The sequence below is a fragment of the Geothrix sp. 21YS21S-2 genome (assembly GCF_030846775.1).
Classification (GTDB): domain Bacteria; phylum Acidobacteriota; class Holophagae; order Holophagales; family Holophagaceae; genus Mesoterricola.
This window is the reverse complement of record NZ_CP132910.1, coordinates 3,213,840-3,235,232: the sequence shown is the minus strand read 5'-3', so window position 1 is coordinate 3,235,232 and position 21,393 is coordinate 3,213,840. Positions and strand designations below refer to the sequence as shown.

General features: G+C 69.5%; 19 protein-coding genes. 12 read left to right on the top strand and 7 right to left on the bottom strand.

What is annotated here, in order from left to right; all coding sequences use genetic code 11:
- The first annotated feature begins 86 nt into the window (after window positions 1-86).
- Both moaA and RAH40_RS14200 read left to right on the top strand, forming a co-directional pair.
- The gene (moaA, locus tag RAH40_RS14205) at window positions 87-1,094 is read left to right on the top strand and encodes a GTP 3',8-cyclase MoaA (protein ID WP_306598213.1); all 1,008 of its coding nucleotides are present in this window, start codon (window positions 87-89) and stop codon (window positions 1,092-1,094) included.
- A gap of 30 nt (window positions 1,095-1,124) precedes the next feature.
- Complete coding sequence (locus tag RAH40_RS14200; protein ID WP_306598212.1) at window positions 1,125-1,970, top strand: MurR/RpiR family transcriptional regulator; 846 nt, start codon at window positions 1,125-1,127, stop codon at window positions 1,968-1,970.
- Here RAH40_RS14200 and RAH40_RS14195 read toward each other — a convergent pair.
- Window positions 1,957-2,397, bottom strand: coding sequence for a hypothetical protein (locus RAH40_RS14195; RefSeq protein ID WP_306598211.1), 441 nt, complete (start codon window positions 2,395-2,397; stop codon window positions 1,957-1,959). The genes RAH40_RS14200 and RAH40_RS14195 overlap by 14 nt on opposite strands.
- Before the next feature lie 137 nt (window positions 2,398-2,534).
- On the opposite strand from RAH40_RS14195, the gene RAH40_RS14190 reads away from it, so the two are divergent.
- Window positions 2,535-4,385, top strand: coding sequence for a bifunctional diguanylate cyclase/phosphodiesterase (locus RAH40_RS14190; protein ID WP_306598210.1), 1,851 nt, complete (start codon window positions 2,535-2,537; stop codon window positions 4,383-4,385).
- Between the two features lie 115 nt (window positions 4,386-4,500).
- Window positions 4,501-4,776 (top strand): HU family DNA-binding protein, encoded by a 276-nt coding sequence (locus RAH40_RS14185; RefSeq protein ID WP_306598209.1) that lies wholly within the window; start codon window positions 4,501-4,503, stop codon window positions 4,774-4,776.
- A 48-nt stretch (window positions 4,777-4,824) separates the two neighbouring features.
- On the opposite strand, the gene RAH40_RS14180 is transcribed toward RAH40_RS14185, so the two are convergent.
- The 4 genes from RAH40_RS14180 to RAH40_RS14165 are packed head-to-tail and all read right to left on the bottom strand — an operon-like array spanning window position 4,825 to window position 8,163.
- The gene (locus RAH40_RS14180) at window positions 4,825-6,243 is read right to left on the bottom strand and encodes an NFACT RNA binding domain-containing protein (RefSeq protein ID WP_306598208.1); all 1,419 of its coding nucleotides are present in this window, start codon (window positions 6,241-6,243) and stop codon (window positions 4,825-4,827) included.
- The gene (locus RAH40_RS14175; RefSeq protein ID WP_306598207.1) at window positions 6,243-6,797 is read right to left on the bottom strand and encodes a cysteine hydrolase family protein; all 555 of its coding nucleotides are present in this window, start codon (window positions 6,795-6,797) and stop codon (window positions 6,243-6,245) included. Before RAH40_RS14175 ends, RAH40_RS14180 begins: the two co-directional genes overlap by 1 nt.
- A 20-nt stretch (window positions 6,798-6,817) precedes the next feature.
- Window positions 6,818-7,678: an EamA family transporter gene (locus RAH40_RS14170; protein ID WP_306598206.1), complete on the bottom strand. Its 861-nt coding sequence runs from the start codon at window positions 7,676-7,678 to the stop codon at window positions 6,818-6,820.
- On the bottom strand, window positions 7,675-8,163 hold the full coding sequence (locus RAH40_RS14165) for an Lrp/AsnC family transcriptional regulator (RefSeq protein WP_306598205.1): 489 nt from the start codon (window positions 8,161-8,163) through the stop codon (window positions 7,675-7,677). Before RAH40_RS14165 ends, RAH40_RS14170 begins: the two co-directional genes overlap by 4 nt.
- Before the next feature lie 73 nt (window positions 8,164-8,236).
- Between RAH40_RS14165 and kdsA the strand changes: the two genes are divergently transcribed.
- A complete protein-coding gene (gene kdsA / locus RAH40_RS14160; protein ID WP_306598204.1) occupies window positions 8,237-9,070 on the top strand; it encodes a 3-deoxy-8-phosphooctulonate synthase in 834 nt (277 codons plus the stop codon).
- Here kdsA and RAH40_RS14155 read toward each other — a convergent pair.
- Entirely contained in the window at window positions 9,067-9,924 is an 858-nt protein-coding gene (locus RAH40_RS14155; protein WP_306598203.1) for a bifunctional 5,10-methylenetetrahydrofolate dehydrogenase/5,10-methenyltetrahydrofolate cyclohydrolase, read from the bottom strand. The two genes, kdsA and RAH40_RS14155, sit on opposite strands and share 4 nt — an antisense overlap.
- A 40-nt stretch (window positions 9,925-9,964) precedes the next feature.
- Between RAH40_RS14155 and nth the strand changes: the two genes are divergently transcribed.
- Together nth and RAH40_RS14145 are read left to right on the top strand one after the other, a co-directional pair.
- The gene (gene nth, locus RAH40_RS14150) at window positions 9,965-11,416 is read left to right on the top strand and encodes an endonuclease III (protein WP_306598202.1); all 1,452 of its coding nucleotides are present in this window, start codon (window positions 9,965-9,967) and stop codon (window positions 11,414-11,416) included.
- Window positions 11,413-11,856: a DUF1569 domain-containing protein gene (locus tag RAH40_RS14145; protein ID WP_306598201.1), complete on the top strand. Its 444-nt coding sequence runs from the start codon at window positions 11,413-11,415 to the stop codon at window positions 11,854-11,856. The genes nth and RAH40_RS14145 overlap by 4 nt, the downstream gene beginning before the upstream one ends.
- 24 nt (window positions 11,857-11,880) lie before the next feature.
- On the opposite strand, the gene RAH40_RS14140 is transcribed toward RAH40_RS14145, so the two are convergent.
- Entirely contained in the window at window positions 11,881-13,608 is a 1,728-nt protein-coding gene (locus RAH40_RS14140; RefSeq protein ID WP_306598200.1) for a protein-disulfide reductase DsbD, read from the bottom strand.
- A 104-nt stretch (window positions 13,609-13,712) separates the two neighbouring features.
- Here RAH40_RS14140 and RAH40_RS14135 point away from each other — a divergent pair, with 104 nt between their 5' ends.
- From RAH40_RS14135 to RAH40_RS14115, 5 genes are all read left to right on the top strand, one after another.
- Window positions 13,713-14,048: a 6-carboxytetrahydropterin synthase gene (locus tag RAH40_RS14135; protein WP_306598199.1), complete on the top strand. Its 336-nt coding sequence runs from the start codon at window positions 13,713-13,715 to the stop codon at window positions 14,046-14,048.
- Window positions 14,045-15,787 carry a polysaccharide deacetylase family protein gene (locus RAH40_RS14130; protein ID WP_306598198.1) on the top strand — a complete coding sequence of 581 codons (1,743 nt, stop codon included), beginning with the start codon at window positions 14,045-14,047 and terminating at the stop codon, window positions 15,785-15,787. The genes RAH40_RS14135 and RAH40_RS14130 overlap by 4 nt, the downstream gene beginning before the upstream one ends.
- 35 nt (window positions 15,788-15,822) lie before the next feature.
- Window positions 15,823-18,432, top strand: a complete 2,610-nt coding sequence (locus RAH40_RS14125; RefSeq protein ID WP_306602302.1) for a DNA translocase FtsK 4TM domain-containing protein — start codon at window positions 15,823-15,825, stop codon at window positions 18,430-18,432.
- The gene (locus RAH40_RS14120) at window positions 18,429-19,820 is read left to right on the top strand and encodes a C45 family peptidase (protein ID WP_306598197.1); all 1,392 of its coding nucleotides are present in this window, start codon (window positions 18,429-18,431) and stop codon (window positions 19,818-19,820) included. Before RAH40_RS14125 ends, RAH40_RS14120 begins: the two co-directional genes overlap by 4 nt.
- A gap of 395 nt (window positions 19,821-20,215) precedes the next feature.
- Window positions 20,216-21,256 (top strand): IS630 family transposase, encoded by a 1,041-nt coding sequence (locus RAH40_RS14115; RefSeq protein WP_306597910.1) that lies wholly within the window; start codon window positions 20,216-20,218, stop codon window positions 21,254-21,256.
- The last annotated feature ends 137 nt before the right edge of the window (window positions 21,257-21,393 follow it).

Below are 21,393 nucleotides of genomic sequence, written 5' to 3'. Positions count from 1 at the left end.
AACCGTGAAAAAAATGCCATGTGTTTCCCGGGGTTGAAGTTCCATTTTGACCAAGTTGGCATGCCGCTTTGCCGTAATCTGGATCCATGAAGGCCTTGGACTCCCTGGACCGGCCGATGAGGGCCCTGCGTATATCGGTGACAGACCGGTGCAACTTCCGGTGCCCGTATTGCATGCCAAGGGACAAGTTCGGCTCGGACTTCCAGTTCCTGGAACGGAGGGAAATCCTCACCTTTGAGGAAATTATACGCCTGGCGCGGCTCTTTGTCTCTGCGGGGGTCGAGAAGGTCCGGCTCACGGGGGGGGAGCCCCTGCTCCGGCAGGACCTGCCGCTCCTGGTCGAAGGGCTGACCGCGATCGAGGGTCTCCGGGAAGTCACTCTTACGACAAATGGTTCATTGCTTTCGGCCCAGTCCGAGCCGCTGCGCAAGGCGGGCCTCCACCGCATCACGATGAGCCTGGATACGCTGGATGCGGACAAGTTCCACAGGCTGTCCGACGCGACCGTGCCTCTGGGGCAGGTGCTGGAGGGTCTCCGCAGCGCACGCGACGCGGGCTTCGGGAACATCAAGCTCAACTGCGTGCTCAAGCGGGGCGTGAACGAGGAGGACATCCTGCCCCTGGCGGACTTCGCGCGGGAGCAGGGGCACAATTTGAGGTTTATCGAATTTATGGATGTCGGAACCGGGAACGGCTGGCAAATGGACAGCGTAGTCCCCTCCGCCGAGGTCGCCGCCCTCATCGGCGCGCGCTGGCCCATGGAGCGGGTGCACGCCCTGGACGCCGGTTGCGTGGCCCGGCACTACCGGTATCTGGACGGGAAGGGCTGGCTGGGCCTCGTCTCCTCCGTGACGGAGCCGTTCTGCGCGGGCTGCGACCGGGCCCGGCTCTCTGCCGAGGGGTCGCTCTACACCTGCCTCTTCGCGTCCAAGGGCCTGGATCTGAAGACGGCCCTGCGGGCCGGCGCGGACGACTCGCAGCTGCTGGGCCTGATCCTGGAGCGGTGGCGGGTGCGGGACGACCGCTATTCCGAGCTGAGGACCCAGGGCACCGTTCCGCGGACCCGGGTGGAAATGTTCCATATCGGCGGGTGAAAAATTTTTTCCGCCTGATAGTCTAGGTGCATGATCACCCCCAAGAACTCCCTGGTAGCGAGGATCCACGGTGCGAGGGGGCTGTCTTCGAGCCAACGCCGGATCGCGGACTGCGTGCTGGGGCGCATGGGCGAGGCGGCCTTCTGGGGTGTGGAGGAGATGGCCGAACGCAGCCAGTCGAGCGTGGCCACGGTGGTTCGCTTCGCCCAGAAGCTGGGCTACTCCGGCTTCATGGAACTGCGCCAGGCCCTGGTCGCCCAAGCCAAGAAGCGCTCCTATGGGGGGGAGCGGCTCCTCCAGGCGCCGGAGGAGGCCGCGGCCACCCTCCTGGAGGTGGCGCGGCGGGACGTGCAGAATATCGAGCAGATGGTCCACGGCGTGAACGAGCAGCTGCTGCAGGACGTGGTGCGCAGCCTGCGGGAGGCCCGCCACCGGGTCGTGATCGGCCGCGGCGTGTCCCAGCTCATGGCCAGCCAGCTGGCCTACCTCCTCACCCAGGCGGGCCTGCCCACCGTGGAGGGCAGCCCGGCCGACTTCGCGGCCCAGGCCTCCAACCTGGGACCCGAGGACCTCCTGGTGGCCTTCAGTTTCCACCCCTACTCCACCGAGACCCTGGACGCGGCCGGCTATGCCCGCAAGCGGGGCCTGCGGATCCTGGCCTTCACCGACAAGCTGGGGTCACCGGTCACCCGGCTGGCGGACAACACCATCCCGGTCGCGGGGGAGAACCTGCTCTATTCGCACAGCATGGCTGCCTTCTCGGTGCTCGCCCACGGCATCGCCACGGCCCTGGCGGCCAGCGACCGGGACCAGGCCATCAAGCGCGTGCGCGAGGCGGACCGGGTGGCCCGCCCCCAGTTCGTCAAAGACGAGTGAGCGCCTCCTGCAGGCAGGCCTCCCACACCTCGTCCGAAGCCTCTTCCAGGTAGAACTCCACGGCATTGCCTGCCGGGCGGGCCTCCGCGTGGGCCGACCAGTCGTCGAACAGGGCATCCAGGCCGCTGCGGTCGAGGGCCTTGTCGCGGTCCCGGTGGGACTTCCGGATCCGGTCCGGGTCCGGGCCCTTCAGGGAAAGCCCGTGGCGGGGCGAGGCGTGGAAGGTGAAGACGGAGGACCAGGTGGCGCCGATGAGCTGGTTGAAGTGGAGGAAGGCGCCGTGATTGGAATTGGTGGTGGTCAGGCTCCGCCGGGGCCCGGTCCACAGCGCCGTCCAGCGCAGGAGGATGGCTTCGGCGCGCTTGCGTTCGGAGGGGTGCTTGAGGGCACCCTGGGCCTTGCTGAAAAAGAAATTGATGTCTTCCAAGATCTACGCTCCCCTGCGGCACCGATGCTGTCGTAAATTATGCTGGAAAGAATCCACCCTGGAAGGGGAATCGACCCGAGGCGGGCATTCCCCACCCATTTCTGCCGGAGGGCGTAGGACCTTGAGGGAATTTGGGCATGCTCGCTCCTGAGCCGCTGCTGGGCATTCGGCCCTGGGGGATCGCGTCCGCCGGGCTCCTAGCGGGGGCGGCGCTCTGCGCGGCGGGCTGGGCCATGCTCCTCCGGGCGCGCCGCCACGAGCGGGAAAACGCCCGCCAGGCACGGGTCGCCGAGGAGGAGCTCGAGGCCTACGTGGACCTGCTGCCCATCGGCGTGCTCACCATCGACACCCGGGGCGTCCTGGTGCTCTGCAACCTCACGGCGCCGAACCTGCTGGGGATCAGCAGGGAGGCTCTCCAGGCCGTGGCCTGGCGCAACCCGGAGTTCGCCATCATCGACGCGAGCGGGGACGGCCTGGAAGCGGAGGAACTCCCCTGGAACAAGGCCCTGGCCGACGGGCGCCGGGTGCCGGGCGAGGTGGTGGGCATCGAGCGGGCGGATACCGGCGACTGGGCCTGGCTCTCCGTGACGGCCCAGCCGCGCTGCAACGCCGACGGGGTCCTGGTGGAGGTGATCTGCACCCTGGAGGACGTGACCCAGCAGAAGACCACCGAGGTCGAACTGACCCTGCAGCACCTGCGGGACAGCCTCACCAGCCTGCCCAACCGGGCCCTGTTCATGGAGCGGCTGTCCCGGGCCATCATCCGCTCGGACCGCAGGAAGTTCTTCTCGGCGGTTCTCTTCCTGGACCTGGACCGCTTCAAGGTGGTCAACGACAGCCTGAGCCACGAGGCCGGCGACAAGCTCCTCATCCAGGTGGCCAGCCGGCTCCGCGGCTGCCTCAGGCCCGAAGACACCGTGGCCCGCCTGGGCGGCGACGAGTTCGTGGTGTTGTTCGAGGACATCACCAGCATCAACGACGGCCTCACGGTGGCCGACCGCATCAGCCACGGCCTGAACGCCCCGTTCAACATCTTCGGCCAGGAGGTGTTCACCACCTGCAGCATGGGCATCGCCATCAGCTCCAGCTCCGAGACGCTCCCCGCCGAGCTGCTCCGGGACGCTGAAGTGGCCATGTACCGCGCCAAGGCCAAGGGCGAGGGCTCCATCGAGATCTTCGACCCCAGCATGAACGCGAAGGCCCTGGCCCGCTTCCAGATGGAGGGCGAGCTGCGGCGCGCCCTGGAACGCGGCGAGTTCATCCTCCACTACCAGCCGGTGGTGGGGCTGGGCACCGGCCGGATCGAGGGCTTCGAGGCCCTGGTGCGGTGGATCCATCCGGAACGGGGCCTGGTCCCGCCGCTGGAATTCATATCGCTGGCCGAGGAGACCGGGCTCATCGTCCCCCTGGGCAAATGGGTGCTGGAGGAGGCCTGCCGCCAGGCCGGGGCGTGGAGCCGGGCCTTCCCGGCGGATCCGCCCCGCCTCATGAACGTCAATATCTCCGCCCGCCAGTTCCAGCACAAGGACCTCATCCCGACGGTGCTGGAGGCCCTCCGGGCCGCGGACATGGCGCCCGGAACCCTCAAGCTGGAAATCACCGAAAGCATCATGATGCGGGATCCCCTGGCGTCCCTGGAGGCGATGAAGACCTTCAAGAGCCTGGACATCCACCTGGTCATCGACGATTTCGGCACGGGGTACTCGTCCCTCAGCTATCTGAAACGGTTTCCGGTGGACACCCTGAAGGTGGACAAGTCCTTCGTGGACGGGCTGGGCAAGGACCCCGAAAGCACGGCGATCGTGGCCGCCATCATCTCCCTGGCCCGGTCCCTGGGCATGCGGGTGACGGCGGAAGGCATCGAGACGGTTGAGCAAATGATGCATTTGCAGCAATTGTCATGCGACCAGGGCCAGGGCTACCACTTCTCGAGGCCCCTGGCCCAGGACAAGGCAGAGGAACTGCTGGCGCGGGACCCCCGCTGGTGACGCATCTTTTTTGGAATGAACCTTCCCTTGGTATCTGTCACCTGATATTAATGTTGCACTCCCCGTGCTCTACAGGTCTAAGCTATCTTCATTCCTTCCAAAGACTGAGGCGTTCATGATCAAAATCGACATCGCCGGAACCTTGATGCAGACACTTCCCGTGTCGAAAGCCACCGCGCTGCAGGTGGTGGACCTCCTCACCGACCGGATGAAGAAGGCCCTCCTCGACGGACACCGGATCGAGATCCGCGGCTTCGGCGTGTTCGAGCCCCGGCCGCGCAAGCGCGGGATGGGCCGCAACATCAAGACCGGCGCCAGCGTCGACATCCCCAAGGGCAGGAGCATCCGCTTCAAGCCGGGCAAGGATCTGCGCGACATCGAAGTGGGCTGAGGCGCACCGGGATGGCCGGCGGGTCGAGGGCCGGGCGGAGCCCCATCCCTATTCCTTCGGATACACCCTCACGCTCTTCCACTGCTTGAGCAGCACCTTGCCGGGGGGGAACCCGCGGGGCTTGGAAACGTCCGCGGCCCTGCAGTAGTGGACCTCCACCTTCCCGCCGTCCCGCGCCTTGCTGAAGAAGGCGGCCAGTTCGGCGGCGCGCTCCACCACGGCCCTGGGAAACTCCGAGATGCGGTCGGGGTTGCGCACCACCACGTGGCTGCCGGGCGTACTGGCCACGTGGAGCCAGAGGTCCAGGGGCGCGGCCACCTTGAAGGTGAGCTGGTCGTTGTCGGCATCGCCTTTGCCGATGAGCACCTCGAAACCGTCCACCATGACGGAGCGGAAGGCCCGGCCCTTGCCGTCGTTCCTGGCCGTCTCTTTCTTCTCCATGGGCTTCCTCGCGCGCTGGGGGGGCTTTTCCGCCGGGGGCGGGGCGGCCTCCTTCTGTTCAAGTTCCAGGAACTGCCTTCGCACTTCCCGCTCCAGTTCCTCCACCCGGGCGACGCCGCGCTCGGCGCGCTTGACGGCCGCGAACCAGATCTGCACGGCGTCCTCGGCGCGCCGCCCCTCCGGAAGGGGCACCTCGGTGCCGTCCAGGAGCGTCGCCTTGAGGGTGGTGCCCTTCAGGCGGTAGAGTTCGGCCGAGAGGGCGGTGGCCTTGGCCCGGTGCTCCAGGCCGGCGCGGTGCTTCTCCCTGTCCGAGGCCAGCGCGGCGCGATACCGCTCCAGCCGCTTGCGTTCGGCGACGAGCTTGCGGTCCGTGCGGGCCTGGCGGGGGGCCAGGACGATGCGGGCGGCGCGCTCCCGGGACCAGGCCAGGTGCCTTGCCAGGAGCGTGCCCTCGCCGGGGAGGATTCCGGGGACCGTGCCGTCCAGGGCGGCCTGGAGGCCGTCGCCGTACAGCTCCTTCCAGCGCAGGAAGGCGGGGGGCTCCAGGCGCGGCTCCGGAGCCGTCGGCGCGATGGCCTGGCCCAGCCCCATGCGGGCCGGGTTGAGGTCGAGGCCGTCCAGGCGCAGCCCGGCCCGGCCCGGGAACGCCTGGAAGGCCATTCGCGCGGCCTCGATGCGGCCGGTGACGGCCCTCCGGCGGAAGATGAGGCCCACCCAGCGCTCCCGGGGGTCGCCTTCCACCTCGGTGAGGCGGGCGCCCTTGAGCTCCTGGCTCCAGCGCCGGGAGAGGTCCCCCTTGGCCTCGGCCTTGAGGTGGGCGTAGGCCTCGTCCTTGTCGTGGAGGAGCCAGAGCTCGGGCGAGGGGTTGAGGAGGAAGATCCAGGCCAGGCCCGGCTCCAGCCCGGCCCTGCGGTCCGGAGCCCACTGCAGGGCCAGGGCCCGGGGGGAGCACCAGGCGTTCTGCACGGCGCTTTCACCGGCCTGGAGGCGCGCGCAGGCCAGGGCGAGGAGGAGGGGGGCGTCCATCAGAGCAGCTGCAGGATGGCCTCGGTGGGCAGGACCATGGCGAACTCGCCGTGGAGTTCCGTGAGGCCGGTATCGTGCAGCACCTGGGCGGGGATGGTGTTCCCGTCCATGTCCTCGAGGTCGAAGGTGGCGCAGGCGTCCCGCACCACGACGGTCTTGAAGCCCAGGTCGCAGCTGAGGCGGGCGGTGGTGGACACGCAATGGTTGGTGGTGAACCCTGCGATGACGAGGCGGTCGATGCCGCGCTCGCGCAGGTGCGCCTCGAGGTCCGTGCCCACGAAGGCGCAATGGGCGTTCTTGCGGAACTCCGCCTCTCCGGGCAGCGGGGCGGTGCCGGGCTTGAACCCGTTGCCGGGCTCTCCGGGGAAGAGCGGGGAATTGGGGTCCCGGCTGTCGTGGCGGACGTGCACCACCGGCATCCCCTGGGCCCGGAAGGCGGTCGCGAGCGCCACCTGGTTGGCTTCGGCCTGGGGGTTGTTGCGCTGGCCCCAGTAGGGGTCATCGAAGGCCAGCTGGACGTCGATGAGGAGGAGGGCGGTGCTCTTGGGCAACATGGGCCTATCCTACTCCCATTTCACGCGTTTTCCGCGGGCACGGGGCGGGCCTGGAACTGCACGATCGCGACGCTGGCGAGGATGACGGCCATGCCCGCCACCAGGCGCGGGCCGAAGGGCTCGCCCAGGAAGGCCGAGCCCAGGAGCACCGCCACCAGGGGGTTCAGGTAGGCGTAGGTGCCCATGCGGGTGGGGGACCACACCTTGGCCAGGTAGGCGAAGGCGCTGAAGGCCACCACCGACCCGAAGACCGTGAGGTAGCCGACCGCAAGGGCCGCCTTGAGGGTGACGGGCGCGTGGAGGAAGCCCCCGGTGAAGGGGACCAGGAGCAGGGCCAGGAGCCCGCCCGCGCCCATCTGCACCGCCACCTGGCCCAGGAGGCCGCGCCCCTTCACGTGGCGCTTGCCGTGCAGGGTGCCGTAGGCCCAGGTCACCGTGGCCAGGAGGATGGCGGCGATGCCCCCGGCGTGGAAGGACGCCTGCCCCGGCCGGGACAGGATGACCACCCCCAGGAGGCCCAGGCCCAGGCCGCACCACCGCCGCAGGCCCAGGGCCTCGCGGCCCATGAGGCCGTAGAGCAGGGGGGTCATGGAGCAGAGGATCGCCGTCACGCCGCTGGCCACGAAGCCCTCCGCCCAGGTGACCAGGGCGTTGGAGCAGCCCAGGAGGAGCACGCCCACGAAGGCCAGGTGGGGCAGGTCCCGGAGCAGGGGCAGGTCCTCGCCCAGGAGCCGGGAGAGGCCGAAGGCCACGGCGCCGCCCAGCAGGTAGCGGGTGGCCACCATGCCGAAGGGCGTGAAGGACGTTATCCCCAGGGCGATGGCGAAGTAGGTGGAACCCCACACCACCGCGCAGACCGCATAGGCGATCCAGGCCTTCACACGATCTCCGAGGTGAAGGGGGAGGGGCCGATCTTCTCGAAGTAGGTCTTGAGGACCATGGTGGTGCGGGTGGTCACCTGGGGGCCCAGGGTCTTGATGCGCCGCAGGCGCCCGTGGAGGTCCAGGGGGGTCTCGGCCACCACCTTGAGCAGGAGCCAGTCGGCGCCCGCGGTGCTGTAGGCGGCCAGCACGTCGGGCTCGGCCTCCAGGGCGTGCAGGAAGCGGTCCTCGGCGCCCTCGTCGCCGCCGGAGTGGAAGCGCACCGCCACGAAGGCCACGCAGGGCTTGTTCACGGCCTCGGGGGTGACGTTGGCGCTGTAGCCGGCGATGACGCCCTCGGCCTCCAGGCGCTTGATGCGGTCGATGACCGTGGGCCGGCTGACCCCGAGGCGCTCGGCCAGTTCGGCGTGGCTGATGCGGCCCTCCTTCTGGAGGGCTGCCACCAGGCGGCGATTCAGATCATCCGTGATCAAACTCTTGGACATGGCCCCGCTCCTGAGACAATAGGTTCTCATACCTGGGGTCCGAAGGGTCCCAGCCAGCGGGATCGAGGCGACCATGGATTTCAACCACCCCCACACCGACCGCAGCTTCTTCCTCATCGCGGGGCCCTGCGTCATCGAATCCCGGGACCACGCCCACTTCCTGGCCTCCCGGCTGCAGGACCTGGCCGATTCCCGGGGCATCCCCTTCCTGTTCAAGGCCAGCTTCGACAAGGCCAACCGCACGTCCCAGGACAGCTACCGGGGCACCTCCATGGAGGAGGGCCTGGACATCCTCTCGGAGATCCGCACCCGCCACGGCGTGCCCGTGCTCACGGACGTGCACGAGTCCGCCCAGTGCCCCCTGGTGGCCTCCGCCGTGGACGTGCTCCAGATCCCGGCCTTCCTGTGCCGGCAGACGGACCTCCTCCTGGCCGCCGGCGCCACGGGCCGCGCCGTGAACATCAAGAAGGGCCAGTTCCTGGCGCCCTGGGACCTGTCCCACGCCGTGGAGAAGGTGCGCGGCGTGGCCGGCCACGGCCCGGTGTGGGCCACCGAGCGGGGTTCCAGCTTCGGGTACGGCAACCTGGTGGTGGACTTCCAGGGCTTCCCCCACCTGCGCCGCACGGGCTGCCCGGTCATCTTCGACGCCACCCACAGCGTCCAGAAGCCCGGCGCCCTGGGCAAGACCACCGGCGGCGCCAGGGAGATGATCCCCACCCTCGCCCGGGCCGCGGCCACCGCCGTGGACGGCTTCTTCTTCGAGGTCCACGAGGACCCGGCCAAGGCCCTCAGCGACGGCCCCAACGCCATCCGGCTGGATGATTTCGGGGCGCTATTGGACCAGGTGCTGGAGGTGTGGCGCGCGTCCAGGGCCTCGCTGCTGGCGGATCCGGCAGGAAGGAGCTAGACTCCGGCGGCGTACGTGAGGTTCAGCAGGGCCATGGCGCGGGTGACCTTGCCCACGCTGTTGCGCCTGGTGTTGGTGTACTGGATGCCCTTGGCGTCCAGGGCGTCGTAGTCGAAGTTGCCCTGGTGGCTGAGGTCCACGCAGAGGGCCTCGGGCTTGATCCAGGCGGTGGGGATGGAGTAGCCGTCGGCGGGCACGGCGCTCACGATGACGTCGGCCATCTTGATGAAACCCTCGAGGTGGGCCGGGTTGGTGTGGTGGTGGCAGAGGATGGGGGTGGCCTTGAGGTTGGCCACCATGGCGGTGATGGGGCGGCCGATGCGCAGGCTGTCGTTGATGCAGAGCACGGTCTTGCCGTCGAAGTAGTCGCCGCCGAAGCCGCGCTTGATGACCTTGATGACGGCGCGGCCGGTGCAGGGCACCATGCACACCCGGTCGATGCCCTCGGACATGCGCTTGCGGAACTTGTTGAGGTAGCCGATGTTGATGGAGTGCAGCCCCTCGATGTCCTTGCCGGGGGCCACCAGGTCCATGATCTCGTCGTCCCGGAGCTCGTCGTAGCGCAGGGGGTAGAAGATGAAGATGCCGTTGGTGCCGGGGTCCTGGTTGAGGTGGGCGATGAGCTTGACCACCTGGATGCCGCTGCCCACCTCGTGGATGGAGGGGCGGATCCCCAGCTCCTCGCAGTCCCTTACCAGCAGGTCCCGGTAGAGGACGCTGCCGGGGTCGTTGCTCCCCAGGATCACGCCCAGTCCGGGCGCGGAGCCGAGCTTGTGGATGTTGGATTTCACCCGGTCCCGGTAGTGCTGGGCGGTCTCCACGCAATCGAGCTTGCCAGTGGGCTGGAAGGTCATTCGGCACCTCGCCCTGATTCTAACGGGTTAAGCTGGTGGCATGGCAAGGAAGGCCCCCTCCAACTCCCCCCTTTCGGACCGGCTGAAGGCGGCCTACCCCGACGCCCGCTGCGCCCTGGACCACCTGGACCCCTTCCAGCTGGTGGTGGCCACCGTGCTCAGCGCCCAGTGCACGGACGCCCGGGTGAACATCACCACCCCGGCGCTCTTCCTGCGGTTCCCGGACGCCGCGGCCATGGCCGCGGCGGACCTGGAGGAGCTGGAGGGGCTCATCCGCTCCACCGGGTTCTTCCACAACAAGGCCCGGAACCTCAAGGCCATGGCCATGGCGCTGCTGGAACGGCACGGCGGCGTGGTGCCCGACACCCTGGAGGCGCTCTCGGCGCTGCCCGGCGTGGGGCAGAAGACCGCCAACGTGGTGCTGTCGAACGCCTTCGGCATCCCGGCCCTGCCCGTGGACACCCACATCTTCCGGGTGGCGCGCCGCCTGGGCCTCTCCGAGGGCAGCACCCCCGAGAAGGTGGAGGCCGACCTGTGCCGCCGGTTCCCCCGGGAGGAGTGGATCGACGTGCACCACCAGCTCATCCTCCACGGCCGGCGGGTGTGCGACGCGCGCAAGCCGGACTGCGCCGGCTGCGTCGTGCGGGACCTCTGCCCCACCGGCATGGGACGCATGGCCGACCCCCACACGGGGCGGACGCTGGGTTCGGCCGCCTCCACCGGCAAGGCCGCGCCCGCCGACGCGCCAGCGGCCCTGGGCGCGGGCCCCATGCGCATCATCTCCCTGGTGCCCAGCGTCACGGAGCTGCTGACCCAGTGGGGCCTGGCATCGCGCCTGGCCGGGCGCACCACCTTCTGCGTGGAGCCGCCCTGGATCCGCAACACCGTGCCCCCCATGGGCGGCACCAAGAACCCCGACCTCCCCCGCATCCTGTCCCAGCGCCCGGACCTGGTGATCCTGGAGCGGGACGAGAACACGCTGGAGGCCGCCCGGGCCCTGGAGGCGGCCGGCGTGCCCCTCCTGGTGCTGGAGATCCGGTCCCTGAAGGACTGCCTCCGGGCCTTCCGCCTCCTGGGCGATGCCGTGGGCGCGCCCGAGGCCGGCCGGGCCCGGGAGGCCTCCCTGAAGGCCTTGCTGCGCCCCGTGCGGAAGAAGGGGCGCCGGACCCTCACCCTCATCTGGAAGGACCCCTGGATGAGCGCCGGCCCCGACACCTACGTATCGGACCTGGCACGCCAGGCGGGGCTCCTCCCCGTGGGCCCGGACCGCTACCCCGTGCTGGCCGACGCCGACCTGGAGGCCCTGGCGCCGCAGGTGGTGCTGCTGCCCAGCGAACCCTACCGCTTCACCCGCCGCCACCGCGACGAGCTGGCCCGGCGCCTGGGCGGCGCCGAGGTGCGCCTGGTGGACGGCAGGGCCTTCACCTGGTACCTCAGCCGGACGGAAGACGCACTCAGGCAGCTTCACGATCTCCTGGAGGCCACGCCATGAAGAACTTCTTCGAGCACAGTGTCCAGGCCGGCCTGCTGAACCGGCTCCAGGCCCTGCAGCCCTCCGCCCCCGCCCTGTGGGGCCGCATGGACGCCGCGCAGATGCTGGCCCACTGCACCGGGGCCATGCGCATGGCCACCGGGGAACTGCCCGTGAAATCCGGCCTTCCCGCCCTCTTCGGCTGGATCTTCAAGCGCCTGGCTTACAACGACACGCCCTTCAGGCCCGGCGCCCCCACCGCCACGGAGTTCCGGATCGTGGAACCGAAGGAATTCCAGGTGGAGAAGGCGCGCTTCCTTACGCAGTTCCACACCTTCTCCGCGGGGCCTTCCGCCATCGGGGACGTCAAGCACCCCTTCTTCGGGACCCTCAGCCAGGACCAGTGGGGAAGGCTGCTGTTCAAGCACCTGGACCACCACTTCCGGCAGTTCGGCATCTAGCCTGTTTCCAATTGCGTGGAGCTCCTAGCCCTTGAGGAACTTCAGCATCTCGCCGGGCTTCTGGAAGCCCATGGAGCGCCGGAGCTCGCGCCCTTCGGCATCGAGCAGGATCACGGTCGGGTAGCTGCGGATCTGCAGTTTGCCGGCCAGGTCCTTGCGGACCCGGTCCGTGTCGATGCGGATGGCCACGGCGTTCTCCCGGATCCAGGAGGCCACGGCGGGATCGGGCCAGGTGTTCTCGTCCAGTTCCTTGCACTGGGCGCACCAGTCGGCGTAGATGTCCACCAGGACCACCTTGTTGCCTGCCTTGGCCTTGGCCAGGGCGCCTTCCAGGTCCTGTTCGAGCCAGGTCTGGGCGGCCCCGGCGGCCGGCGCGGCCGCGGCGGGGAGCTTCAGGTCCAAGCCCGCGGCCGTGGCGAGCACGCCCAGGAGGACGCCGATGGCCAGGGCCAGGATGCCCAGGCCCTTGCGCACCCCGGCGGCGAGGGTCGCGGCGGGCTGGAACGCCCCCAGGAAGGAGGCGGCGATGAGCAGCACGAGGCTCCAGAGGGCGAAGTCGATCCACAGCGGCAGGATCAGGCGCACCACCCACACCGCGAAGCCCAGGACCAGGAGGCCCATGAACTGCTTGAGCTTCTCCAGCCAGTCGCCGGACCGGGGCAGGGCGGCGGTGAAGGTGCCCGTGATCACGAACAGCACGCCCATGCCCAGCGAGAACGTGAACAGCTCGGCGGCGCCCAGCAGGACATCCCCCTTGAGGGCGATGGCCAGGAGCACGGTGCCGATGACCGGGCCCACGCAGGGCGCCGACAGGGGCCCCAGCACCAGTCCGACCAGGAACGCGCCCAGGAAGCCCTTGCGGGAGCCGCTGCCCTGGAGCCTCTGCTGGAGGGCGTCGGGGAGGCGGATCTCGAAGGCGCCGAACAGGCTCAGGGCGAACAGGCCGAAGATGACGGCCACCGGGACGAGGAAGGCCGGCCTCTGGGCGAAGGCGCCGAAGGCCGCGCCGGTGCGGGCCGCCACCACGCCCAGGGTCGTGTAGGTGACCGCCATGCCCAGGACGAGGGCGATGGACAGGGCGAAGCCCCTGGCCTTGCCGCCCCCCTTGGCCCCGATGACGGCCATGGTGATGGGGATCATGGGGAACACGCAGGGGGTGAGGGAGGCCAGGAGCCCCGCGGCGAACACGCCGAGGAAGATCAGGAAGAGGTTCTCCCGGGAGGCGGGGGCGGGGGAGGCGGCGGGGGCCGGAGCCGGAGCGGGCGGGGCCGGGGCCTTCGCTTCGGCCGGCGGGACCGGAGCGGGATCGGCGGCCGCGGGGGCCTTGCCCGCCAGGGCCGGGATCTCCGTGGCCTTCACCTTCAGCACCTTGTCGGTGGGCGGGAAGCATACCCCGCCCTGGCCCTCGGTGCAGGGCTGGTACTCCACCACCAGCTCCACGTCGCCCTTGAGGCCCTCGCCGGCCACGGGGATGACGACCCGGTCGTGCCAGATGCCGTCGCCCAGTTCGTCCTTTTCCCTCGTCGGAGGCATGGGGCCGGCCTTGAGGGTGCCCTTGGCGCCCTCCTTGAGGGCCACGGACATGAAGGAGGCCTTGAGGTGCGCGCCCTGGGGCACGGTGACCACCACGGCGCCCTTGCGCAGGACCACCTGGACGTCCCGCTCGGGATCGAACCCCTTCAGGGACTGTGCCTGGACTGCGCTGCAGGCCATGAGCAGCAGTGCGGTCAGGAATGCTGGCAACCCGCGCATCCATCCTCCAACGGGCCGGCAGGCCCACCCTCCATGATGCCAGCGGCGGGCGGGCCCGGCCATCGCGAGGATTTCAAGGGGCGGGAACCTGGATAGAATGGGACATGGGGACCTTCCTCCAATCCGTCCGCCGGCCCTTCGTGGCCGACCACTTCCACGACCTCCCCGGGTTCGTGGAGGCCCGCCACGGCCACAACTGGGAGGCGGAGGTGGCCTGCGCCGCCGGCGAGGACCCGGGCCCGGCCCTGGACGCCTGGGTGGCCCGCATGGACTATTCGCTCCTGAACCAGCAGGAGACCCTGGCCGGCCGGAATCCCACCGCCGAGCTCCTGGCGCAGGACCTCTTCCGCTGCCTGGAGGCCGCGGGCCTCGGCGTGGCGCGGGTCAAGGTGCGGGAAAAGGCCAACTACTGGGCCTCCTGCTCCCGGGAAGCCCGGTGAGGGGCGGGCCGGCCTCCGGCTGCCTGCGCCTCGCGCCGGTCCTTGCGGGGCTGGCCCTGCTCCATTGCCGCCGGGAGCCGCCTCCGCCGCCGCCCCCTCCGGCCCCGTCCATGGCCCTGGTGCTGGACCCCTGGAGCTGGCACTTCGTGGGTGGCCTGGTGGTGATCACCGGCGAGGTGGAGGATCCCGTGGAGGTGACCCTCAAGGGCACCACCCTGAACGAGACCCGGTCCCTGCCCTTCGGCCCCGTGCGCTGGGAGCTGCTCCGGCCGCCCCCGGGCGAGGTCGCCGAGCTGCGGGCAGGCGGCAAGCTGCTGATGAAATTCGAGTTCGACAAGACGCCTCCGCCCCGGACCCGGGCGGCCGCGCCGGTGCCCATCCCCGAGGCCGCGCCCCAGCGGTCCGGCCCGCCCCCGGCTCCGGGCCGCCCCGCCGCGGCCCCCGTGGCTCCGCCCCCCGAGGCCCTTCCAACCCCTGCCCGGCCCGCGGCCCGGCAGGAACCTGCCCGTCCGGTTCCCACCCCGGCGCAGCCGCCCGCGTCCACGCCCGGTGCGGCCTCGGCCAGGCCGCCTGTACGCCCGGAACCCGCCCGTCCGACCCCCTTCCCCGTCCAGCCTCCCCTTTCCGTGTCCGGAGGCGGCGCCCAACGTTCCCAGGTCCCGCCGCCGCCCCGCCCCCAGGCCGTGCCGGTGGCTCCGCCCCAGGAGAAGCCCTCCCCCGTCCGCTCCACGGGAACCCTTCCTGCCCGGCCCATGCCGACCCAGCAGGCGCCCCCGGCTCCCGCGCCCGCACCCAGGCCCGCCGCGCCCACCCAGGCCCCGCCCGCGCAGCCCCCGCCGCCCAGGCCCCGCCTGGAGCCGCCGCCGAACCCCAAGGTGCCGCCCCGCGTGGCCCCGGCCCCGGTGATCGTCGCCCGTTCCACCTCCAACGTGCCCGCCACGCCCTCCCCCTCGGCCAGGCCCGCGGTGCCTCCCCCGGTGAAGCTCCCTGAAGCCTCCGCCTGGCCCGGGGCGGGCGAAGGCGCCAACGTCCTCCGAGGTCCCAAGGGGGACCGCCGCATCTGCATGACCTTCGACGGGGGCTCCACCTCCGAAGTGGCGCTGGACGTGCTGGACGCCCTCAAGGCCCGCAACATCCGCACGACGATCTTCCTCACGGGCGACTTCATCCGCAAATACCCGGACCTGGTGCGGCGCATCGACCGGGACGGCCACGAGATCGGCAACCACACCCTCACCCACCCGCACATGGCCCCCGGCATGCGCCGCGATCCAAGGTGGACCCGCGAGCGCGTCCAGCAGGAGCTGCTGGACGCGGACCGGGCCCTGTTCCGCCTGCTGGGGCGGCCCATGGACCCCGTCTGGCGCGCGCCCTACGGGGAGCACACGGCCGAGATCCGGAAGTGGGCCGAGGAGCTGGGCTACCGCCACGTGGGCTGGAGCGAGGGCGCCGACACGCTGGACTGGGCCACGGTCAAGGAACGCAGGCTCTACCGCACCGGCAACGCCATCCTGGACAAGCTGCGGGCGCGCATGGAGAAGCAGGACGGGGACGGGCTCATCGTGCTCATGCACCTGGGTTCCGGCAGGCCCAGCGGCGACCGCCCGGGCCAGGTGCTGGGGCCCTTCCTGGACCGGGCCCTCCAGGACGGCTGGCACTTCGTCCCCATCGGCGACTACGTGAAGGGCCTCGGCAAACCCAGGTGGGAACCCGTCCGGCGCGTGGCCCTCCTGCGCTAGACTCAGTATCCATGACCGGAGGAAGCGTGAAAGGTATGGGCAGGATCCTGCTCAGAGTTCTGGCAGGGGCCTTCGCCCTGGTGATGGGTCTGTCCCTCCTGAGCTACCATCCGCTGGATCCCCACCCCTTCTCCCAGGGCGGCGTCGGCATGCCCATCAACAACCTGTGCGGCACCTTCGGGGCCCTTCTCGCCGGGACGCTGCAGACCCTGGTGGGCGCGGGCTCCTGGCTCGTGCCGGCGTACATCCTCTGGGAATGCTTCCCCTCGGGCGCCACGCTCTGGCCCCGGCGCATCGCCTGGGCCGCCCTGGCGCTCTCCGTGTGGACGCTCCTCGGGGGTCTGGGGCCCCGCCTCTGGCACGGGGACGCCTCGCAGGTCATCGCGCTGCGCTGGGGAGGCTGGCTGGGGCAGACCCTTTGGCCCCCCTGCCGCAGGCTGCTGGGGCCCGTGGGGCTCCCGCTGGTGCTGGCGCTGCTCATCGCGCTGGCCGTGATGCTCCTGGCGCCGGTGCTGGCGCGGAGCGCCGGGAACGTGGTCGCGGGCTGGCTCGGGAAGAGCGCCCTGCCCTGGTTCAAGCCGCTGCCCGCGAAGGGCGCGCGCAAGTTCATCGAGATGATCAGGCGCCCCTTCCTGCGCGTGTCGGCCCAGCGCGACGTGCCGGACCTGGACGCCCAGGACGCGCTCGACATGGCCCGGGAATCGGAACGCCACCGGCAGGAGCAGGAGGGCATCGACGCCATGGCCCGCGCCGTGGAGGCTTCGGCCTCCTACCGCAAGAACAACCGCGGCGGGGACCTGGACCTCCCCGTCATCCATTCGCTGCACCTGGACGTGGGCCCCGAGGACATCCCCGAGGATCCGGCGATCCTCATCGCCGAGCGGTACGGAACCCCGGCCGAACCCCTTCCGCCCCCCCTGCTCCTGCGCAACCTGCCCCCCCCGCCCCCGCCCAAGGCCCCCCTGGTGGCCCCCAAGGTGGAGAAGGACGCCTACGGCCGCGTGATGGAGCAGCAGCCCCTGGGCCTCACCGAGCCCACCCCGGTGCACCCCCTGCCGTCCCTGCCCGCGCCCAGGCCCAAGCCCAAGCCCGCCCCGTCCAAGCCGGCCGCGCAAAAGCCCGCGCCCGAGGAGGATGCGGGGCCCGGAATCGTGGACCGCCTGGAACTCCCGCCCAGGCGCCTCTTCGACCCGCCCCAGGCCGAGCACCGCCAGGACATGGCCCTGCTGGAGGCGACGCGGGCCCTGGTGCAGGCCAAGTTCACCGAGTTCAAGGTCAAGGGCACGGTCACCGGCCTCCAGCCGGGTCCGGTGGTGACGGTCTACGAGTTCCAGCCGGATCCCGGCGTTCCCGTGGCCAAGGTGCTGAGCATGGAGGAGGACCTGGCCCTGGGCCTCCAGGCCGAGAAGGTCCGCATCGACCGCATCCCGGGCCGCAACCTGGTGGGCATCGAAGTGCCCAACCGCCACCGGGAGGTCATCAGCTTTCGGGAGGTGGTGGACAGCCCGGCCTTCCGCGACCCCTCCCAGAAGGACGCCCGCAGCCTGCTGACGCTGGCCCTGGGCAAGGACATGGCGGGCCACCCCGTGGTGGCCGACCTCGCCAAGATGCCCCACCTGCTCATCGGCGGCTCCACCGGCAGCGGCAAGAGCGTGGGCGTCAACGCCATGATCTGCTCCCTCCTGCTCCGGGCCATGCCCAGCGAGGTCAAGCTCATCCTGGTGGACCCCAAGATGGTGGAGCTGGGCATCTACGAGGACATCCCGCACCTGTGGGCCCCGGTGGTCACCGACATGAAGGAGGCCGGCCGCGTCCTGAAGTGGGTGGTGTCCCAGATGGAGGACCGCTACAAGCGCCTGGCCCTGCTGTCGGTGCGCAATCTCGAGGGCTTCAACGCCAAGGTCGTGGAGGCCGGAGGCCAGATCGACATCAGCGACCGCACCCCGAACCCGCGCTGGCCCGAGCGGCCCCCGGTGCTGGAGCACCTGCCGTACGTGGTGGTGGTCATCGACGAGCTGGCCGACCTCATGATGGTCTGCCGCGCCGAAGTGGAGGAGAGCATCGCCCGCATCGCCCAGAAGGCCCGGGCCGTGGGCATCCACCTCATCCTCGCCACCCAGCGCCCCTCCGTGGACATCGTCACCGGCGTGATCAAGGCCAACCTCCCCAGCCGCCTGAGCTACCGCGTGAACACGAAGATCGACAGCCGCACCATCCTGGATTCGGGCGGCGGCGAGCAGCTGCTGGGCAAGGGCGACGCCCTCTTCCTGGCCCCCGGCAACGCGCGCCCCAAGCGCATCCACGCGCCGCTGCTCACCGAGGAGGAGACGCTGCGCCTGGTGGAGTGGCTCAAGGAGCGGGGGCGCCCCGACTACAACCGGGCCCTGCTCTGCGCCATGGAGACCGAGGACGAACTGGCCCTGGGCGGCACGGAGGAGGTGGCGTCCGCCGGCGACGACATCTACGACCGGGCGGTGGCGGTGGTCAAGCGCGAGCGCAAGGCCTCCACGAGCCTGCTCCAGCGCAAGCTGAACATCGGCTACGGCCGCGCGGCCCGCATCATCGACCGCATGGAGGACGAGGGCATCATCGGCGGTGACCGCGGCGCCGGCAAGCCCAGGGAAGTGCTCGCAGGGGAGGAATGAGAATGCGCATGCTGCTGGCTTTCGCCTGCGTCCCGCTCCTGGCGGCGCCGCTCACCGACGCCCAGAAGGCGCTCTGCGCCAAGGGGAGCCGCTTCGAGCGGGCCGGCTGGATCTACCTGCACCTGGAGGGCGGGCCCCGGGCCCGGGGCTTCCAGCACGGGTACCTGCTGGCGCGCGAGATCGAGGGGGGCATCAACTCCATCCGGAAGGGCTGGGAGCGCCAGACCGCCACCCCCTGGGCGGGCCTGGTGGAGAAGGCCAGGGCGTTCTTCGTGCCCGGCATCGACCCCGAGAACCTCGAGGAGCTCGCCGGCATGGCCGAGGGGCTCGGGGCGGCGGGCGTCGCCACCACCCGGGACGAGCTCGCCGTCTACAACGGCTCCACGGAACTCTCCGGCTACTGGTGGCCCCAGGAGCTGGCCCGCATCCGCGACGCGAAGCCCGAGCCGCACGTTAAGGAATCCTGCAGCGCCTTCATCGCCATAGGTTCCTACACCGCCGGCGGCGGGCTCGTCATGGGCCACAACAACATGAGCGGGTACCAGGACCCCCAGACCAACCTGGTGCTGGACATCGTGCCCGACAAGGGCCACCGCATCCTCATGCAGGGCGTCCCGGGCTGGATCCACAGCGGCACCGACTTCTTCGTCACGGACGCGGGGCTCGTGGGCACGGAGACCACCATCGGCGACTTCCAGCCCTACGAGGCCGGCGGGATCCCGGAATTCGCCCGCATGCGCCGCGCCACGCAGTACGCCGACGGCATCGACAGCTGGTGCGCGGTCATGAAGACCGGCAACAACGGCGGCTACGCCAACGCGTGGCTGCTGGGCGACATCAACCGCAAGGAGATCGCGCGCCTGGAGCTGGGCCTGCGCTACGTGGGCTTCGAGCGGAAGACGGACGGCTTCTTCACCGGCTCCAACATCGCCGAGGATCCGCGGATCCTGCGCTTCGAGACCACCACCCGGGAGACCGACATCAACGCGTCCAAGGTGGCCCGGCGCCTTCGGTGGCGCCAGCTCATGGCCCAGCACCGGGGGAAGATCGACGTTACCCTCGCCAAGGCCTTCGAGGCGGACCACTGGGACGTCTCGCGCCGGGAGGAGCACCCCGGGGGCCGCACCCTCTGCGGCCACTTCGAGCTGGAAGCCGAGTCCCCGGGGGATGCGCCCTTCGATCCCTCGGGCACCACCGACGGCAAGGTCCTGGACGCGGCCATGGCCCGGCGGATGGCCTTCGCCGGGCGCTTCGGCAGCGCCTGCGGCATGCCCTTCGACGCGCCGAAATTCCTGGCGGACCACCCGCAGTTCGAATGGCTGACGGGTATCATGCCCAGCCGCCCCACCCAGCCCTGGGTGGAGTTCAAGGCCGGCGAGACGCGCTAGGAGCCTGTCTACGTAATAGGAGGCCCCGCGACGGCGCCCAGAAGCGTGATTATCGAGCGCAAGGCCCGCAGGAGGATTAGGTCAATCCTTCAAGGGACTTGCACACGATAAGCGCGCTTCTGGGCGCCGCCCTTCGGGTGATGGCAGCGGGGCCAGCAACTCTGCGTCAGGCTCGTCAACCGCAGTCCCGCTGCGGCTTTCCTCGCCTTCCTTGATTTGCTAGCCCCGGTGCCATCATCGCGGGGCCTCCTATTACGTAGACAGACTCCTAGTGTAGGCCGCCAGAAATACCTGTAACGCCAATACAGCTCGTCGCATCCAAGCGGCAGGTGAGAACTTTGGCGCAAGTGGGGCGAGTTGATCTAACTGTGGAGCAATTCAGACGCCTTGAGGAAATGGCGCGGAGCCGGACCTTGCCTGCGCGCAGCGTCCTGCGGGCCAAGATTGTTCTTCATCGAGCTTCTGGCGAGTCCTTTCGTGACATCGGCCAGGCTTTGGGCTGTGATCATCGGACTGCTTGGCAATGCCTCAAGCGATGGGAGGAAGCGGGCTTCGATGGCCTCGAGAGGGAACGCCCAGGTCGAGGCCGGAAGTCTTGGGTGATTGCTTTGAAGGGGCAAGAGGTGCTCCATAAGACGACGCAGGAACAGCCCGTCAATGCCACGCACTGGAGCCGGGCCTCCATGGCGCAGGCCACCGGGGTGAGCGAGAGCACGGTGGGACGCATTTGGCGTCAGAATGGCCTCAAGCCGCACCGCACCGTTGGTTTCAAGTTAAGCAACGATCCTCATTTCGAAGAGAAGTTGGTGGACATCGTGGCCCTGTATCTGGACCCTCCGGAGCATGCCATCGTGCTGAGCGTAGATGAGAAGAGCCAGATTCAGGCCCTGGACCGGACTCAGCCTGGCCTACCGATGAAGAAGGGTCGCTGCGGCACCATGACGCACGACTACAAGCGCAATGGAACGACCACCCTCTTTGCGGCCATGAACACGCTGGATGGTACGGTGATCTCGGCCACGATGCCACGTCATCGCCATGAGGAGTGGCTGAAGTTCCTCAAGCGGCTTGAGCGGGGTACGTCGAAGCGACTCGCTCTGCACATCATTTGCGACAACTACGCCACCCACAAACATCCGGCGGTCAAAAGCTGGTTGAAAGGCCATTCGAGGGTCCACGTTCACTTCACCCCCACCAGTTCATCGTGGTTGAACATGGTGGAGCGATTTTTCCGAGACATCACGGAGAACCGCATCCGAAGGGGTATTTTCAGATCCGTCCCGGAACTCGAAGCAGCGATCCACACCTATATCGCGAGACACAATGCCGCTCCGAAACCATTTGTTTGGACCGCGTCCGCGAACGATATCCTCGCCAAGGTGACACGAGCACGGCAGGCCCTCGCGGCCATTCGGACGGCCTCTGCCAAGGGTTGACGGCGAACCTGCCTTTTTCTTTTCCTCGGTATCCTCGGCCTCCTCGGCGCCTCGGCGATGGCTTTCTCAAGTATCAGTCGGCGCAAAGATTACATGCGCCGAAGCACCCGTCGAAAAGCCCATCGCCGAGGCGCCGA

Excerpts from the sequence above, each read along its gene's own strand:
- moaA (WP_306598213.1), top strand. The coding sequence starts at position 87 with ATGAAGGCCTTGGACTCCCTGGACCGGCCGATGAGGGCCCTGCGTATA.
- nth (WP_306598202.1), top strand. The coding sequence starts at position 9,965 with ATGGCAAGGAAGGCCCCCTCCAACTCCCCCCTTTCGGACCGGCTGAAG.
- kdsA (WP_306598204.1), top strand. The coding sequence starts at position 8,237 with ATGGATTTCAACCACCCCCACACCGACCGCAGCTTCTTCCTCATCGCG.
- RAH40_RS14115 (WP_306597910.1), top strand. The coding sequence starts at position 20,216 with ATGGCGCGGAGCCGGACCTTGCCTGCGCGCAGCGTCCTGCGGGCCAAG.
- RAH40_RS14200 (WP_306598212.1), top strand. The coding sequence starts at position 1,125 with ATGATCACCCCCAAGAACTCCCTGGTAGCGAGGATCCACGGTGCGAGG.
- RAH40_RS14145 (WP_306598201.1), top strand. The coding sequence starts at position 11,413 with ATGAAGAACTTCTTCGAGCACAGTGTCCAGGCCGGCCTGCTGAACCGG.
- RAH40_RS14180 (WP_306598208.1), bottom strand. The coding sequence starts at position 6,243 with ATGGACGCCCCCCTCCTCCTCGCCCTGGCCTGCGCGCGCCTCCAGGCC.
- RAH40_RS14120 (WP_306598197.1), top strand. The coding sequence starts at position 18,429 with ATGAGAATGCGCATGCTGCTGGCTTTCGCCTGCGTCCCGCTCCTGGCG.
- RAH40_RS14140 (WP_306598200.1), bottom strand. The coding sequence starts at position 13,608 with ATGCGCGGGTTGCCAGCATTCCTGACCGCACTGCTGCTCATGGCCTGC.
- RAH40_RS14175 (WP_306598207.1), bottom strand. The coding sequence starts at position 6,797 with ATGTTGCCCAAGAGCACCGCCCTCCTCCTCATCGACGTCCAGCTGGCC.
- RAH40_RS14135 (WP_306598199.1), top strand. The coding sequence starts at position 13,713 with ATGGGGACCTTCCTCCAATCCGTCCGCCGGCCCTTCGTGGCCGACCAC.
- RAH40_RS14125 (WP_306602302.1), top strand. The coding sequence starts at position 15,823 with ATGGGCAGGATCCTGCTCAGAGTTCTGGCAGGGGCCTTCGCCCTGGTG.
- RAH40_RS14165 (WP_306598205.1), bottom strand. The coding sequence starts at position 8,163 with ATGTCCAAGAGTTTGATCACGGATGATCTGAATCGCCGCCTGGTGGCA.
- RAH40_RS14185 (WP_306598209.1), top strand. The coding sequence starts at position 4,501 with ATGATCAAAATCGACATCGCCGGAACCTTGATGCAGACACTTCCCGTG.
- RAH40_RS14190 (WP_306598210.1), top strand. The coding sequence starts at position 2,535 with ATGCTCGCTCCTGAGCCGCTGCTGGGCATTCGGCCCTGGGGGATCGCG.
- RAH40_RS14155 (WP_306598203.1), bottom strand. The coding sequence starts at position 9,924 with ATGACCTTCCAGCCCACTGGCAAGCTCGATTGCGTGGAGACCGCCCAG.